The sequence below is a fragment of the Arthrobacter sp. 2RAF6 genome, assembly GCF_052115205.1.
Taxonomy (GTDB): domain Bacteria; phylum Actinomycetota; class Actinomycetes; order Actinomycetales; family Micrococcaceae; genus Arthrobacter.
Map to the genome: position 1 here is coordinate 1 of NZ_JBFRGF010000019.1, position 16,672 is coordinate 16,672.

The 16,672-nt window shown below is 61.7% G+C and carries 10 protein-coding genes and 1 pseudogene; 6 read left to right on the forward strand and 5 right to left on the reverse strand.

What is annotated here, in order from left to right; all coding sequences use genetic code 11:
* Positions 1–150 (forward strand): annotated as a pseudogene (locus AB4Z38_RS14255) (IS5/IS1182 family transposase); the annotation flags it as partial.
* Positions 151–355: 205 nt separating this feature from the next.
* On the opposite strand, the gene AB4Z38_RS14260 reads toward AB4Z38_RS14255, so the two are convergent.
* The 5 genes from AB4Z38_RS14260 to AB4Z38_RS14280 all read right to left on the reverse strand — a co-directional run bounded on the left by AB4Z38_RS14260 (position 356) and on the right by AB4Z38_RS14280 (position 6,303).
* Complete coding sequence (locus tag AB4Z38_RS14260; protein WP_441430323.1) at positions 356–1,801, reverse strand: phytoene desaturase family protein; 1,446 nt, start codon at positions 1,799–1,801, stop codon at positions 356–358.
* Complete coding sequence (locus AB4Z38_RS14265; RefSeq protein WP_441430324.1) at positions 1,794–3,347, reverse strand: glycosyltransferase family 87 protein; 1,554 nt, start codon at positions 3,345–3,347, stop codon at positions 1,794–1,796. Before AB4Z38_RS14265 ends, AB4Z38_RS14260 begins: the two co-directional genes overlap by 8 nt.
* 151 nt (positions 3,348–3,498) lie before the next feature.
* Positions 3,499–3,639, reverse strand: a complete 141-nt coding sequence (locus AB4Z38_RS14270) for a hypothetical protein (RefSeq protein ID WP_234752948.1) — start codon at positions 3,637–3,639, stop codon at positions 3,499–3,501.
* A gap of 582 nt (positions 3,640–4,221) precedes the next feature.
* The gene (locus tag AB4Z38_RS14275) at positions 4,222–4,806 is read right to left on the reverse strand and encodes a histidine phosphatase family protein (protein ID WP_269998356.1); all 585 of its coding nucleotides are present in this window, start codon (positions 4,804–4,806) and stop codon (positions 4,222–4,224) included.
* Positions 4,807–6,303, reverse strand: coding sequence for a CCA tRNA nucleotidyltransferase (locus AB4Z38_RS14280; RefSeq protein WP_441430325.1), 1,497 nt, complete (start codon positions 6,301–6,303; stop codon positions 4,807–4,809).
* A gap of 216 nt (positions 6,304–6,519) precedes the next feature.
* Here AB4Z38_RS14280 and AB4Z38_RS14285 point away from each other — a divergent pair, with 216 nt between their 5' ends.
* The 5 genes from AB4Z38_RS14285 (at position 6,520) to trxA (ending at position 12,514) form a co-directional block, all read left to right on the forward strand.
* Positions 6,520–7,020 carry an NUDIX hydrolase gene (locus tag AB4Z38_RS14285; protein ID WP_059388857.1) on the forward strand — a complete coding sequence of 167 codons (501 nt, stop codon included), beginning with the start codon at positions 6,520–6,522 and terminating at the stop codon, positions 7,018–7,020.
* A gap of 70 nt (positions 7,021–7,090) precedes the next feature.
* Complete coding sequence (murJ, locus tag AB4Z38_RS14290) at positions 7,091–9,172, forward strand: murein biosynthesis integral membrane protein MurJ (protein ID WP_441430326.1); 2,082 nt, start codon at positions 7,091–7,093, stop codon at positions 9,170–9,172.
* Between the two features lie 143 nt (positions 9,173–9,315).
* Positions 9,316–10,989 (forward strand): ABC transporter substrate-binding protein, encoded by a 1,674-nt coding sequence (locus tag AB4Z38_RS14295; RefSeq protein WP_441430327.1) that lies wholly within the window; start codon positions 9,316–9,318, stop codon positions 10,987–10,989.
* Positions 10,990–11,194: 205 nt separating this feature from the next.
* Complete coding sequence (gene trxB / locus AB4Z38_RS14300) at positions 11,195–12,151, forward strand: thioredoxin-disulfide reductase (RefSeq protein ID WP_441430328.1); 957 nt, start codon at positions 11,195–11,197, stop codon at positions 12,149–12,151.
* A gap of 36 nt (positions 12,152–12,187) precedes the next feature.
* Positions 12,188–12,514 carry a thioredoxin gene (trxA, locus tag AB4Z38_RS14305; protein WP_078107075.1) on the forward strand — a complete coding sequence of 109 codons (327 nt, stop codon included), beginning with the start codon at positions 12,188–12,190 and terminating at the stop codon, positions 12,512–12,514.
* Positions 12,515–16,672: the final 4,158 nt, after the last annotated feature.

Sequence of the window (16,672 nt, forward strand, 5' to 3'; positions counted from 1 at the left end):
GGCCGCAACGTAGTCGAGCGGAACTTCAACACCTTCAAGCAATGGCGCGGCCTGGCCACCCGATACGACAAACTCGCACTCACCTACCGCGGCGGAGCCGTCCTCCGGGCGGTCACCATCTGGCTCGCCGCTTTAGGAGACACGCTCTAACCCCGGACGCCCGCTCACATATGACCGACTAATCCCGGACGCCGCCCGCTCACATATGACGCAAAACAACGGATCGCTTGTGCAGATCACCTGCAGGAGCGATCCGTCGATTGGGCCCCAAGGTGGGCGAGCGTCAGGGATTCTGACGACATAGGTGAGCGAGCGTCGGGGAAGATCGGCACATAGGTGAGCGAGGGTCGGGGTGTTATCTGCCCAACCCGAGCCCGGGTATCTGCAGCCTAAACATGTCCTTCAAGGCATATTTAGCAGCATGGTATCCGGGCATTCCGGTGACTCCGGGTCCAGGCGGCGTCGATGAGGAGCACAGGTACACGCCCGGAAGCGGCGTCCGCCACGGCACCAGTGAAAGCACGGGACGCTGCACCAATCCCCGAATGTCCATCAGTCCTGCACTGAAGTCTCCGCCAACATAGTTCGCGTTGTAGTCGGCCAAGCCTGCCGCCGTCGTCGTTTTCCACCCGACCACCACGTCGCGGAATCCCGGCGCGAATTCCTCGATCCTGGAGATGACTGCTTCGGCCATGTCCACAGTCGAACCCTTGGGAACGTGGCAATAGGACCAGAGAATGTGCCGCCCAGCCGGAGCGCGCCCCGGATCCACAATGGATGGCTGGGCCACCAGGACGTACGGTTTCGCGGGATGCCGGCCCGCAGCTACCAAGTTCTCAGCCTCGGCCATGACGGCACGCGTGCCACCCACGTGCACCGTCCCGGCGCCGGCCAGCCGTGGAGCTGCCCAGGGCACCGGCCCGGACAGGATGAAATCCACCTTGCATGCTGCATTCCCGAAACGGAATGTTTCCAGCGACCGCCTATATCGATCGGGAAGCGCCGCACCCGCCATACGCAGCAGTCCCGGAGGCGCCACATCCAGCAGGATCGCCTTCGCCGGCCGGAGCTCTTCCAACGAATCGATCTGCACGCCGGTCTCAATCACTCCACCGTGGGCTTCGATATCCCGGACCATGGCCTCCGCCATTGCCACAGACCCACCAACGGGAATGGGCCACCCGCCGGCATGGGCCAACGCACCCAGAAGGAGTCCCGCCCCCGCCGCAGCGAGCGAAGGAAGGGGAGCCACAGCGTGTGCGGCGACCCCGGTCAAGAGTGCGGGAGCCGCATCCCCGGTGAAGCGCCGGTTCCACCACGGCGAACCCTGCTCCAGGGTCGCCAAGCCCAGTCGTAGCGCCGACACCGGATCGGCCGGTATCCGCAGCAGTTGGTTCTGCGTTACGTCCAGCACCCCGCCGATCCGCTCCACGAGCGGTCCCATCAGACGGACAAACGCGGCTCCGTCGGCCCCGAGTTCAGAAGCGGTCCGCTCCAGCGAGCGATACGCAAGGGCTGCCCTGCCGCCGTCGAGCGGAGTTCCGTATTGGACCTCCGGCAAACGCAGCTCCACGCGCCGCTCGAGTTCAAAATCCCGGAAGAAGCGCGAAGCCAACGCCATCGGATGGACCGCGGAACACACGTCGTAGACATGCCCCGGTTCCAGCAGTTCGGCTGTCCGTGTTCCCCCACCGATCGTCCCGGCAGCCTCGTACACCCGCACAGCCAGGCCGGCGCGGGCCATGACCACCGCGGCGGCCAAGCCGTTCGGTCCGGAGCCGACGACGGCGACCTCAGCCATCGCGTTCGGCCTCGCCGTGCGTAGGGAGCACTGAGTCGTAGGAAGGTTTGGGCGCGTCGAGCCCGGACTGCTCCTCCACGGACTTCAAGGCACCGCGCCGCCAAGGCAGCACTGATGCCGCCGGACTCTTGAGGTCTATCCGGAACCAATCCTTGGCCCCGTTGAACACGCCGCCGTGGGGGTCGTCCTCACCCTGGGCTCGGAGGGGATCCAGGTGGGGTTCCCAGACGTCCCAGGCAACCCTCAACATCAAATATGCCGTTGCAACCATATGTAGCATCACGGCCATGACGTAGTACGGCATGTCGATGTTGTTCTGTGCGGCCCCGCCGCTGCTCGTCTGGCCCAGATACATCCATGTGGCGGTCCAATGCAACGCCTCGGCGGCCTGCCAGAGCAGGAAGTCGCGCCAGCGGGGTCTGGCCAAAGCGAGCAATGGCACTAGCCAGAGGACATATTGGGGCGAATAGACCTTATTGCTCAGGATGAAGGCCGCCACAATCAGAAACGTCAACTGGGCCATCCGCGGGCGCCGTGGCGCTGTCAATGCCAATCCAGCAATCAAAACGCAGGCAACGAGGAACATGTCCATCGCCAGGGCATTGATGGCTTCGGGGCCAAGCTGGACCAGTTGAAGGCGTTCCGCAACGAGGTTGTAGGCGAACCACGGCGAGCTGTATCCAGCGGGGCGATCACGGGTGTAGTCGAAAAAGTAGCGCCAACCGGCCGGGTTGATGGCCGCGATCGGGACATTGACTGCCAGCCAGGCTATCGTCGCGGACAGGGTGTTCACAAAGAGGACCCGCAGCCGGCCGCTGCGCAGCGAGAGTAGAAAGACTGCGCCCAGCATGAGCAGCGGGTAAAGCTTGGTGGCCGTCCCCAAACCGATGAACAGACCGGCCAGGACGGGACGTTCCTTTGCGAAGAAGTACATCCCCACCGCGAGCATGGCCACGGCCCACATGTCCCAATTGATGACTCCGGCGAGCACGATCCCGGGCGCCAGGGCCACCATGGCCGCGTCCCAAGGCCGGCGCCGATTGATGCGCGCGGTGGCCAAAACGACCACGATCCACATGGCCGCAATCAGGGTGGCATTCATATCGAAATAGCCAAGGATCCGTTCGGGGCTGGCACCGCGCCCTGGTACGAGCCATGCAGTGACACCCGCTATGAGCCCCGTGATCACGGGATATTCAAAGAGGGCTTTCTGGTCGAAGAGCGGAAACACTCCATCCGCCAGGCCGCGGCTGCTGAAAAGTTCGGGGAAATCCGAGTAGCAGGTGGCGTAGAACTGCTGGGGAGTGTGCCAGCCGTTGACGCGGCAATAGCCCTTGATCATGATCGACAGGAGTGCCGCAACGATCGTGAGGATGATCAGGACCCGTTCAACGGTGAAGAATCCCGGGGAGGTGGCCCCGGGGGAGGACCGCTGCCCGAGGGGTCCACCGATCAACTCGGTGAAGTTCCTGAGCAAGGAATCACTACGGCTGGGAACCACAAAGCGAGCACGCTTTTCCTGGCTGTGCGGCTTCGTCTCCTGCATGGAATCGAGCTTACCTTCAGGCGCGGCGGACAGCCCCGCGCCTAACTCCCGCATTAAAAGGCGGAAGCCCACGCATAGCCGCGTGGGCTTCCGAGGCGAACGATCCGATGTGTGCCATCAGTCCCTCCTGAATTGCAGTGGTGGGGGACACTCAGCGGATGATGCCCATTTGGTGCAGGACGACGTAGACGTCTTCCCGGCGTTGGTCCAGCAGTTGTCCGTTGAAGAGGGTCTTGTCTTTGACGACGGGCTTGCTGTTGAAGACCATCAGGTCCTTGAGGCGCTTGGCCAAGGGTTCACCTCCTTTCGTTTTTGAAGAGAATTGCCGTAATTCGGGCATCACAATTAAGCCCCCTGAATTCGAAGAAAACAGCGGCTGAATTAGGCGTGTGAATGCCGGGCAATGATGGGTGGATTAAGCGGATTTCTCGAACACCGTGTGCGTACCGAAGCATGGAGTTCCGGTACGTGGTATCCGGGGGCAGACGTCCCCAACAAGAAGCTGGTTCCGAACTATGAGGAAACTGCGCACCACGTCAATCGCGTGATACCGCTCAATGGCAAGACCAAACTCGGAGCCTGATTGCACCGTGAACCGCCCCAAATAATCAGGGGAGGAAGTACATCAGGGGGAGTTAGGCCGCAAAACGGCGTCGAGCAGCGAAGGCCGGGGTGCCAGCAACGGTCATCTTCCATCCGCTAGTCAAAGTAATCATTTTCCCAACCTCCTTTTCTGCTTTGGCACTACCGCAGCTGACTGACTGGGTACTGCACGCCTCAATCCCGGCGGATCGCCCTGGGATCAAAAATAAAACTACACCATGAATCGGGCTATTGACCAGCCAATTACAAAGAATTTAGAAATTAATTCTTCCTACAGTCCCCAGCGAAGAATGGCAGGCGTCCGCTTGTCCCATCCCAAGGTACAAACTTTGGCTGTTCCCAGGACAAAGTGGCGTCCTTCCCTGGCATCCAATTCAAGCCAGCGGGCCGTAAGGATGCGGGAGAAATGGCCATGGGCGACAATCAGGACGTTGTCCATTCCAGACTCGAGGACGCGGGCAATGATCTTGTCGGCACGGGCTGCCACAGAGTCGAGAGTCTCGCCGTTGGGAACGCCGTCAGTCCAGATGAGGTAGTCCGGGTTGTCCTTGCGGATCAGGTCCGAGCTGATGCCTTCGTAGTCGCCGTAGTTCCACTCCACAGCGAGCGGTTCATGGACGGCGTCGGGGAAGCCCGCCAACTCCGCGGTGCGCCGGGCTCGGCGCAGCGGCGATGTCAGGACCAGGTCGAAGTCGATGCCTTCCAAGATCTTGCGGGCTTCCACGGCCTGCTGCTCGCCTTCCACCGTCAAGGGAAGGTCCGTCAAACCGGTGTATTGGCCACTCTTGGACCATTCTGTCTCGCCGTGACGCATGATCCAGAGCTGTGGCCGGGAAGGCTTGGCTGCAGGGTTCACTTAGGACTCCTCTGGTTCGGCGGTGCCTGCTTTGGCATCGACGGCTTGTTCCGATGAAAGTTCGACGGCGGACTCGGGTTGCACGGTCCACCACGCCAGGAGCTTGGACTCGGCCTCCTCCTGGGACAGCGGACCGTTTTCCATGCGCTCCTCCAGGAGGAACTTGTAGGCGCGGCCAACGACAGGTCCGGGTTTGAGTCCCAACAAGGCCATGATGCGCGCTCCGTCCAGGTCGGGCCGGATGGCATCCAGCGATTCCTGTTCGGCCAGGACCCCAATCCGTTGCTCAAGGTCATCGTAGGCAAAGGAGAGCCGCTCCGCCTTGCGCTGGTTACGTGTGGTGACGTCGGACCGGGTCAGTCGGTGCAGGCGCTCCAACAAGGGGCCCGCGTCTGCCACGTAGCGGCGGACGGCGGAATCGGTCCAGCCCGCGTCTCCGTAGCCGTAAAAACGCATGTGGAGCTCCACTAGCCGAGCCACGGCTTTGATGGTGTCGTTGTCGAAGCGCAGGGCCTTCATGCGTTTTGCAGTCAGTTTGGAGCCCACCATGTCGTGGTGGCGGAAGCTCACCGCGCCGCCCGGTTCGAAACGGCGCGTCGCCGGCTTCCCGACGTCGTGCATTAGCGCGGCGAAGCGCAACACAAAATCCGGACCCGGCACCGGGCCGTCCGGGCCCGTCTCGAGCGACGCGGCCTGCTCGAGGACCTGCAGGGAGTGCTGGTAGACGTCCTTGTGCCGGTGGTGCTCATCGGCTTCAAGGCGCAGCGCAGAAACCTCGGGCAGGACGAATTCGGCCAGTCCGGTATCCACGAGGAGGTCGATCCCCGCGCGCGGGTGCGCACCATTAATGAGCTTGACAACCTCCTCGCGCACGCGCTCGGCGGAAATGATCTTGATTCGCTCGGCCATCCCGGACATGGCGAGGCGCACGTCGTCGTGCACTGCAACGCCAAGCTGCGCCGCGAAGCGGGCAGCGCGCATCATGCGGAGGGGATCGTCGGAGAACGACGATTCGGGTGCGCCCGGGGTGGCGAGGACTGAGGCATGCAGGTCGCGGACCCCGCCGAACGGATCCACGAGTTCCAGGGTGGGCAGCCGGAGCGCCATGGCGTTGATGGTGAAGTCGCGGCGTAGGAGGTCGTCCAGCAGCGAGGAGCCGAAGGCCACCGCGGGCTTGCGGGAATCGGCGTCGTAAGCCTCGGCGCGGTACGTCGTGATCTCAATCTGGAAGCCGGACTTCTTCATCCCGATCGTTCCAAAGGCGCGGCCGATCTCCCAGAAATTGTCGGCCCACCTCTTGATGATGGAAAGGGTCTGGTCCGGAGTGGCGTCAGTGGTGAAATCCAGGTCCGGCGAGACACGGCCCAGGAAGAGGTCCCGCACCGGCCCGCCAACCAGCGACAGTTCGAATCCAGCGTCCACAAACCGCTGTCCGAGGTCCAGGACCACTGGATCCATCTGGAAATTAACTGAGGAACTGTCCAATACTTGCGCCATAGTTCCTTAAGCTTGTCAGATTTCGCAGCGCCATCCCACCGGATCCTTGTCATTGCGCTGCTATTGCCTGGCGACGGCACCGGGATCACCGCCGAACGCCATCCGCACGTCACCGCGAGTCCATGTCCCGGTCATCACCAACGGGCAAGAGTCGTTAGAGTGGACTTCATGGCCAACCCGATCCCGAGTGCTCCTGGCAGGAGGACGAACGCACCATTGCCGTCGGCAATTGGTGCCCACGTCGCGCCCGCTCCGCACCCGGCACAGGCTGCCCTTCCGACGGTGGAAGAAGTCTCCGCCGGCGGCGTCGTAGTAGACACGTCCGACGGCGAACTGAGGGTTGCGATCATCGCCCGCCTTAATAGGGGTGGCCGGCTCGAGTGGTGCCTGCCGAAGGGGCATCCGGAGGGCAAGGAGAACAACGAGGAAGCAGCCGTCCGCGAGATTGCCGAAGAGACCGGAATCGAAGGCAACGTCCTCGCTCCTCTCGGGAGCATCGACTATTGGTTCACCGTGAGCGGGCACCGCGTCCACAAAACCGTGCACCATTTCCTCCTGCGCGCCACGGGCGGAGAGCTGACCATCGAGAACGATCCCGACCAAGAGGCGATCGACGCCGCTTGGGTTCCCCTTCAGGAATTGGCCCGCAAGTTGTCCTTTCCCAACGAGCGGCGCATCGCCGATCTTGCCCGCGAAGTCCTCCCCGAACACCTCTAACGCGGTCGTTCCTACCGTCTGGCGCCGGTTTGACGCAACAGGCAGCCCGGCTCATGGGACGATAATGACAATGTCTGCCGCCAAAACAACCCAGTCAGTCCAGTCCGGAGAAACCCGTTCCAGCGCCGTCATGGCCGCCGGGACGCTCGTTTCACGGTTCCTCGGCTTCGCCAAAACCTGGATGCTTGGCGCCGCACTGGGCCTGGGCTCGACGGTCAACGACACATTCATCAACGCCAACAACCTGCCCAACCTGATCTTCCTCCTGGTGGCGGGCGGGGTGTTCAACGCCGTCCTTGTTCCGCAAATCATCAAGGCCAGCAAAGGCCCGGACCGCGGCGCCGACTACATCAGCCGGCTCCTCACCTTGGCCGTGCTGGTTCTCTTGACGCTGACGGCGCTGGTCACGCTGGCCGCGCCCATGGTCATCGACCTCACTACCCAGGGCTATTCACCCCAGCAGAAATCGCTGGCCGTAACGTTCGCGTTCTATTGCCTGCCGCAGATCTTCTTCTACGGTTTGTACGCTCTGCTGACCCAGATCCTCAATGCCAACGGCGCCTTCGGACCCGCCATGTGGGCGCCGATCCTGAACAATGTGGTGGCCATCGCCGGACTGGGCATGTTCATCTGGATCCTCGGTGCCAACAACACCAACCCCCACACCTTGGACAATTGGGGACCCTTCCAGACCTTCCTGATCGCAGGCTTCTCCACCGTCGGCGTGCTCGCGCAGACCGCCATACTCCTCGTCCCGGTGATCCGCTTGCGGCTCGGGCTCCGCCCCCGCTTCGGCTGGCGGGGCGTGGGACTGGGCCAGGCAGCAAAACTGAGCGTCTGGACGCTCCTGACCGCCGCCGTCGGGCAGCTTGCTTTCCTTTACGTCATGAGGATCGCCACGATTCCCGGCTCCGAGCGGCTTCGCCTGGAGCACGCGCAGGACCCGGCGGCCGCCACCCTCCCCGGTAACGCGGTCCTGGAAGTAGCCAGCCAGTTGTACCTGCTGCCGCACTCGATCATTGCGTTGTCGCTCGCCACGGTGCTGTTCAACCGCATGGCCCACGCGTCCCAGGCCGGCAACAAAGCCGAGCTGCGCGAAGCACTTTCGCACGGACTGCGGACCATGGCCGTCGCCACTGTGTTCGGGGCACTGGCGCTGTTCGCCCTCGCCGGACCGCTGGGCATGTTTTTCTCCGGCGGGAAGCCCCAGGACGGCGTCATGCTCGCCCAGACGCTGACGATCCTCGCGTTGAGCACGCCGTTCATGAGCGCCAACTTCATGATGTCCCGCGTCTTCTACGCCAACGAAGACGCCCGGACCCCTTTCTACATCCAGCTCATGCTGGCCCTGCTCAACGTTGTGGGCGCGTTCATCATCCAGTTCCTGCCGGTCGGCCGGATCATCTTCGCGATCGCCGTCCTGTACACACTCGGCAATATCCTGTCCGTGGTCATCAGCGTCTGGTTCCTGCGCCGCCTCCTCGGCCACGTGGACGGCCCCCGGATCGCAAACTCGTACATTCGCATGGGCTACGCCGCCTTGGGATCGGCGATCGCTGGCGCCTTGGCCTTATGGCTCCTGGGCAGCTATCACGCCGACGGCTTCGCCTGGAGCAGCAGGCCCGCCGCTTTGGTGACGGTGGTCGTCGTCGGGCCCGTCATGCTGCTTGCGTATCTGTTCCTGCTGCGCGTCTTCCATGTGAGCGAGCTGCGCGATTTGCTCCGACCGGTGCTTGGCCGGCTCGGCCGGGGCGTTCCGGTTGCTAAGACACCGTCCGCGGGCGGAAAGCAGACCCCGACGGCGGTCCGCGCCACAGTGTCCGACGACACCGGGCTCATTCCGCGCATCTCGGGCGAGTTCGACGCAGCATCCTTCCGCGCCGGTCCCGCCTTGCAAACAATCCCTTCCAAGGACGGGTCGGATGGCGGCCACGATCCTGACCACCTTGCCGAGGGGGGCATTGCGAAGGGGAAGGATAAAGTGGACGCTTGGTCCGACGTCGAGAAGTCATATCTGCCGGATGAAGACCTCCCCAGCACCGCGCAAGGGGCCGCAGGCCGCCCGGGCATCCCGTTGCCTGGCCGGCGCACCTATCAGGGGACGCTGGGAAACAACCCATATTTCCGCGGTGGACCCCGCCGCAAAAGGTGACGCATCCTCGCAAACCGGGAGCCGGAACGGCCCAATCAGCTAGGATCAGAAACTAATACAGGTAGTTGCAGACCACGGGTCACCCGGCCGGCCGGATCCCGTATTCAGGACCCGCAGCTTCCGGACAGTCATAGGAGGAACCCGTGTCCCACCCGATCGATGTCGGATCAGTGCTTGGCGGCCGCTACAAAGTCACAGCCACCGTGTTGACTTCGCACGACCAAGATCTGGTGCTCGACGGCGTGGACCAGGTCCTCAACAGGCCTGTCAGCATCCTCGTGGCTGGCCCCGGAAACGCCGATCAGGTTGCCAAGAGCGCCCGCGAGGTAGCCACTGGGGAACGGCCCGGGCATGTCCAGATCCTCGATCTCGGCGTCAGCGACAGCACCACGTACCTCATCACCAACCACAGCAGCGCTCCTGACCTGCTGGATCTCGTGGTGGCCACCAACCCGCCCTACGTCGAACCGTTCTTCACGGACACCCTTGGCAGCGAGATCTTCGGCCAGGCCCGGTCCCACGAGCCCGAGACCTACGACGGACTGTACGACGACGAAGAGCACGACGCCGAGTACATCAGTTACGACGAGGTCGAGCCCACTCCCGCCGGCGAATCACTGCCAGATGCCGCGGCACATGCGGACCCGCGCCGCCCGGTGGTTCCTCCGATGCCCGCCAGCCGGCCGGCGTCGGCCCCTGGGGGCATCGGTTCCCGTATCGCTGCTGCGACCGCGGGAGCAGGGGCGGCTGCCGCTGCGGCCGCGGCCGCCGTGAAGAGTACCGGCAGGGCAAACAGCGACGACGGCGGAGCCGCACCGTCCGGGAGGACTGGATCCGCTTCGGCCGCCGAGTCTGCACCGTCGAACTGGGCCGCTGAGTCGAGCAGCACCGCTCCGCAGCAAATCCAAGAGGCGCCCGCCACGCAGGCTGTTCCGGCGTCCACCCCTCAGGCGCCTACCTCCGCGAACCCCGCCCAGGAATCCAAAGTCTCTCTCTGGTCCGAAGACGACTACGGCTTCGTTAACGACGACGCCGGCTCCCGCGGCGCCGGCGCTTCGCGCGATGCGGCCGCCGCTTCCAGCGGATACAGCCGAGGAGCATCGAGCTTCCCGGCGACTGCACGTGAGCAGGCAGAGCCCCTTGACGAAGACGAATACTACGACGAGGAACCAGTCCGCGAGCCCCGTTCCTTCCGTTGGCTCGTGGGTGGGGTCCTTGCCGCAGTCTTGATCGTGGGTTTGATTCTGGCTGTCACCAACCTCGGCAACCTCATCCCCGGAGGGTCGCCCGCGGCCAAGCAGTCCTCCACAGCGTCCCAACCAGTAACCGGACAGCCGAGTAGCAGTGCATCCGCACCTCCGGTCGCAGCGCCTCCGGCCATTGATGGAGTCACTCGCATGGGCGATTTCGAGTTCGCCGCGACCTACGACAAAGACCTGGTCAAGGCCTACGACGGCAATGCCGCGAGTTACTGGTCGGACATGGAGTTCGCCACTGCGGACTGGGGTGGACTCGCTCCTGACGGAGTTTCGCTGCTCGTCAAGCTCAAGGCCCCCTCACAAGTGACGTCCGTCACGTTGAGCCAGTTGGGCGCGTCCGGTGGAAACATCAACGTTTACACCAACGACCGTCCGGCCATGGACGGCGCCAAATTGGTGGGCACCAACAGCTTCACGTCACCGGAGCTCACCATGCCGCTCAGTTCCCCTGTAACGGCACAGTACGTAATCATCTCCATCAAATCCCTCCCCAAGCTGACCGCGCCCAAGACACGCTACGGGTTCGGCCTCCGCCTTGCGGAGATCAAGGTCCAATAGTCGACGGCGGGAAGCCCCTTCGCGCGTCAACTCCGGTAACGGAGCCTTCGTCCTTCCATGCCCTGCGCTGCCGGAAGGTACCCTGAATGGTGGCGGATATTAGTGTCCCCTGGAACATCGGAATATTCCGCGCCGACAGAGGGTTGTGCCATGTGGCCGGCCGCAAGGATCCGGTGCATCGACTAAGGAAGAGGTTCACCCACCAGTGAGCAACGCAGAAAACACCGCGTCCAGCGTACGTGATGTCATCATCGTAGGCTCAGGGCCTGCCGGTTACACGGCGGCCGTCTACACGGCACGCGCCAACATGAACCCGCTGCTCATCGCCGGTTCGGTGACTGCCGGTGGCGAACTGATGAACACAACAGACGTCGAGAATTACCCCGGTTTCCCAGAAGGTGTCATGGGACCTGATCTCATGGAGAACTTCGAAAAGCAGGCGGCACGCTTCGGGACTGAAATTCAGTTTGAGGATGTCACCGAACTGGACCTCGACGGTGACATCAAGTCCGTGACCATCGGCACGGGGGAGACCTTCAAGGCACGTGCCATCATTCTGTCGACGGGTTCCGCATACCGTGAGCTCGGCTTGGCGAATGAAAAGCGACTTTCCGGCCACGGCGTGAGCTGGTGTGCAACCTGTGACGGTTTCTTCTTCAAGGACCAGGACATCGCAGTGATCGGCGGCGGCGACTCTGCCATGGAGGAAGCACTCTTCCTCACCAAGTTCGCCAAGACCGTCACCGTGGTACACCGCCGCGACACCCTCAAGGCTTCCAAAATCATGGGTGACCGTGCCCAGGCCCACGAGAAGATTAATTTCGTGTGGAACACCGCCGTCGAAGACGTCATCGGTGGCGCCAAGGTGACTGGCCTGAAGCTGAAGAACCTCGTTGACGGCACCGAGTCCGAACTCGCCGTGACCGGGGTTTTCGTGGCCATCGGCAACGATCCCCGCACGGAACTCGTAAAGGGAAAGCTGGAGCTAGCCCCTGAAGGCACCATCGCCGTCGACGGCCGCAGCTCCAAGACCAGCATCAAGGGCGTCTTCGCTGCCGGCGACGTCGTTGACCCCACCTACCGACAGGCCATCACGGCTGCCGGTTCCGGTTGTGTCGCGGCCTTGGACGTCGAGCACTATCTTGCAGACCTGCACGCCTAATCGGCACAGCAGCCATCCATTCGAAGGGAAAGAATTATGAGCAACGCTAAAAACGTTACCGACGCCAGTTTCAGCACCGACGTCCTGGCCGCTGAAAAGCCGGTCATTGTGGACTTCTGGGCAGAATGGTGCGGCCCGTGCCGTAAGTTGGGTCCCATCCTCGACGAGATCTCGGTTGAATACGGAGACAAGGTTGACGTCGTCAAGCTGAATGTCGACGACAACCCGGCCATCGCCGCTGAATACGGCATCACCTCTATTCCGGCGGTTTACCTCTTCAGCGGGGGAGAAGTGAAGAGCACGGTTATCGGTGCCAAGCCGAAGCAGTTCTTCGAAAAGGAATTTGAATCCGTACTGTCCTAGGACCTCGGGCGCTTGTTTAGAAGTCGCTTCTGATTCAGCCGGTGGTTTTCGCTCTTGAGCGAGGACCACCGGCTTTTTCGTGCCTTCGGGTACACGATCCTGGGGTTCGTGGTCACACAGCTAGTGGTGTTAGTGGTGATTGCCGGAGGTATTGGTAGGCACATGGAGACGCTACTGCTGGTTTCCCTTGAATATTGTCGTTTGTGAACCTTTTTCATGTTCACATTGAACAATTCTTCTTGGTAACGGCCTAGACAGGCGTGAGGTGTGGGGGCGACCGGAACCGGGCTGGGATCAGAGCAATTTCAGGCAGGCATGACTTGGAACACGGACGAGGGAACACCTCTGCACTGTCGATTCTTTCCAGTCGTGGATGATGCCGGGGAGTTCACTCTGGTACGGCGTTTTCATATCGGATGGCAAAACCAGCGTAGTAGATTCGACGGTTTCACGTGAAACAGTGCTGGCCTACCGTGGAATTCCGCGCAGATCGCGTCTTCCAAATCGGGTCCGAGTGAGTTCTTGTGCGCGCTCGGCAGGTGCACCGTTTCACGTGAAACATGGCTACCCGTTTGATCACTATCGAACTGCATACGCCTGTTCGCACCCGGTGCGGACAGGCAACGTGGAAGCAGGCAGTTGCGCGGTTTCACGTGAAACCTTGGTGATCACACGCCGTTGCACGAATTGCTGGCACATGCCGAATTCCAGGTTGCTACTGATGCCGCACTGAACTCCGCCCGGATTCCCGATCGATTGATTCCTGCGAGCAAAGCACCTTGCCGACTGCGTAAGGTCGACTCTGGCTCACGTAGGTGGCCGGCCTCGAGTCACCCTTGGCTGTTGGCTAAGGGTGTCCCGCGGGAACTCCTCTATGCGCAATGTTTCACGTGAAACACCGTGCCAGCCTAAAGGTCATCGTCACGTGGACATCGGCCAAGACTCGGTTCGACCTGGTTACCAGCGTCCTTCACCACCGACAAGCACCGGCAAGCCGTGCGGCGGGTTCGGCGCAGCTTAGAACACGGGGGTCCCCGCTCTCGGGACTCGGACCGCAAAGCGACATTCCTAAAGATCGAAGCTGAACGAATCACTCGCCGAGGTCCTCACTTCCGTAAATCTGTCATTCAAAATCCGTCCAGTCCGCGACAACGGTGAAACGCAGCTGCGTCGTTGGGCGTACATTCCACGTCATCCGCCGGTGCAGATATGCTCTGCAAGTCATTTCAGTTGTTTTAGAGTTCATGTTTGAGATTCCGAGCTGTGGAATCCAGTCCGTCATCCATGCGGGACATTGGTAGCTTTCGGATCTAGTTCGACTCTTCGTGCTGCGACGGATATGTAAGGGCCCCTGGCTGGATACTGATCTGGATGAGCCACCGCTGCACTCCGCTTCGATACTGGTGCCAAGATCTGGCCCCTGGCATCTTGACTCTTGCGGGCCGACGCTGCGTCGACACATCTGTCCCAGTAGCCCGAGGAGAGCGACGATTGGCCTTCCCTGCGTCCACACGGGGTAGCTTGCGATGTGGTCATGTAGAGGGCCTCACGCGCCTTCGCAGGGCAGCTCGGATTGTGGGTCGGCAAGAGCGCCAGTGAAGGTGTCGAAGTAGGCGCCTTCAGGTCGGCCACTGCCATCAGAACCAATAACCAGCGATGGCACGGCGCGAGAGCGCCAGTGCCGAATTCACATCTGCACAGCAGCAGCCGGGAGATGGGCCGGCCCTCATCACCTTCCAGCCCAGGCCACGCCTCATTGCAACCGTCGACGCAGCCTTAAGCCGCAGTTCCCACGTCAGAACGTAGTGGGGGCGGGTTCAAGACGGCACGGAGGCAATCCTGCACCGATGCGCGTGCCCATAATGTCTAGTCCTGAGTCGTGGCGCTGCAGCCGGTCCCCAGCTCCCTCCGATCAAGCTACTGCCCCGAACTTCGACAGAGCCGGCTCGTTCCTCCCAGCTACTGACCTGGCCTCACGAAACCAGTGACGTGGCAACGGTGGTCTCCCAGAACGATCAGCCAAACGCGAATGAACCACAGGCGCCGAATCCAGCTTGGATATGCAGCCTTCAACAACCTTCGCGAGTCTGCACCCTCCGTCGCTGACAAGTGCTGACACTAGAACATTAGAACGCGGGGTAGGTTTGCGCGTTGGGTATTCGGGCTTTCCGGTTTGGTCCGGAGCTCAAGCGTACCCACACGCATCGAAGGACGAGTTCTTACCCCGGGGCGTGAGGCCCGAGGACTCGAAGTGCTGAACCTCGGACGGCAATTCCGACAGCCGAGGGGTCGCCCGGACCGTCGGCCTCCCGATCGCCCCCAGTCCTTTACCTCTCAATGTACTGACTCAGGTTCGGCGGGGCGCAGGCGGCCACTGCTTCAATATTGATTGAGAGTCGCAAGGCATCACTCACTGGTTCTGCGGACCGGGCACCGTGTTCGGCCGCAGACCCACGTCATGAATGAATCACCCTCAAAGTCGGAGAGCGTGGTGTCGGTTGGATGTGAGCACTTGAGCCACGTAGTCGCCACGGCTGCTCCCGGCTCGGGCGCGCATTGGTGTTCGTCTGCCAATGGGCAGCCCTCGACCTTCTTTCCCCTTCAAGCCCGGGAGAGTCCCGGCGATTGGTGGCCCGGTGGCGATCGCAGTTTCACGTGAAACATGTCAAAGCCATGGGCCCAAACTCGTTCACGTTAAGCTCAGGAGGCATCAGGAGGCCCGAGCCCGCTGATTGGGATACGGACACTAGTGGACAACATGAGACCGACCTTGGACAGCAGCTGCATCGAGGCTGCGAAGGATATCCACCGGCAGGTCCAAAGTTATGCACATAGTTATCCACAGCGATATCCACCGGGAAAAAGAAGCGGTCCGAACAGCTCCCCAGGCGTGGTAGGCACCGCCGTCGGCGCGAACCAAAGTGGCACTCAGCCCGTCACGCGAAGTGAGACCTACCTTGGCTAGGGAAATGCCCGCAAAAGCGCAGAAATTGGCCAGAATCAGGCCAGATTTGGCTGAGAACGGCGAGTTTGAAGACGATGGCTCTGTTTCACGTGAAACAGAGCCGTTAAAGAGCACAAACATCACGCGGGTACCAGCACCGGGCGGATAGAGACTTGCAGAGCTCAGACCGCCAACGCGTCAACCCGGTCGACTTATCAACAAAGTTATCCACAGTGATATCCACCGCTGCTCTCGGACTTTTCAACAGCGGTTCGTGCACGTCACGCGGGTGGGAGTATCCCACAAGCAGAGCAAGTTTGTTGTTCCGGTTAGCGAAGTGGCCTCGGATCAAGCCACGCTTTTGTACGTCCGTTGGCGTCCCGGACCATCGATAGTTCCAACCGACCTTCTAGAAGTAGCGGCCTGCGTAGTCGCAATGTCCCGACGCAGACCGGCCTAGAGCCCAAGCTGGATGTTCCCACAGCTCCACGATTCGGACAGCGATGTGAACTAGCAGAACCTCGCCTAGCGAGTTCGCTGGCAACATACCGCGGATACGCCCCCGAGATTCACCGGGGCACAGCGTCCCGAGTCCAAACGAAATTCATAGGCCCACCGAATGCCGCACTGATGTGGCGCTTCCAACGAGTGGCTCGCCATTCAGCTTGTCTCAGATCGATCACATCGCACGGTCAAGCGAACCAAAGAACACCCGCACCGGGAAGGCGCCCACGCCGAAGAGGGTAGGACCAGTCAAAGCGCCAAGAGCGAACCTGGGATGACGACTGTGGGGGAGACTACTCTGCTCACAGGTTCATTCCTAACGATCACCGCAGCGCGATACTACGGCTACAAATCACTCGAGCGACTCTCGGCGCAGGCTCGGGTAGCTGAGCCCCTATCGATACCCCCACACCCCGAGTCGCTTGGGACTGCAGGGGACTGCGATCACGTCGTGTCTGGAGCCGTTGGCAATAGTGACCATTCATACCCGAAGCCCTGCTGGGCACTAGCCAGGACGATTCCCGGCCCATGGGTTGGAACGTTCGCGCAGGATCTTGGGCAAGAAGGTGACCACGGAGCGTTTTAGTATGTGCCACTCTCATATTCAAGCCAACAGGGGAGCTGCAACCGAAGGCCCGCATCGACCTCATGCCGCAGATGTGAGCATCCAGAGAGGGTTCAGCATGACTTAGATCCGTACGCCGTTACGG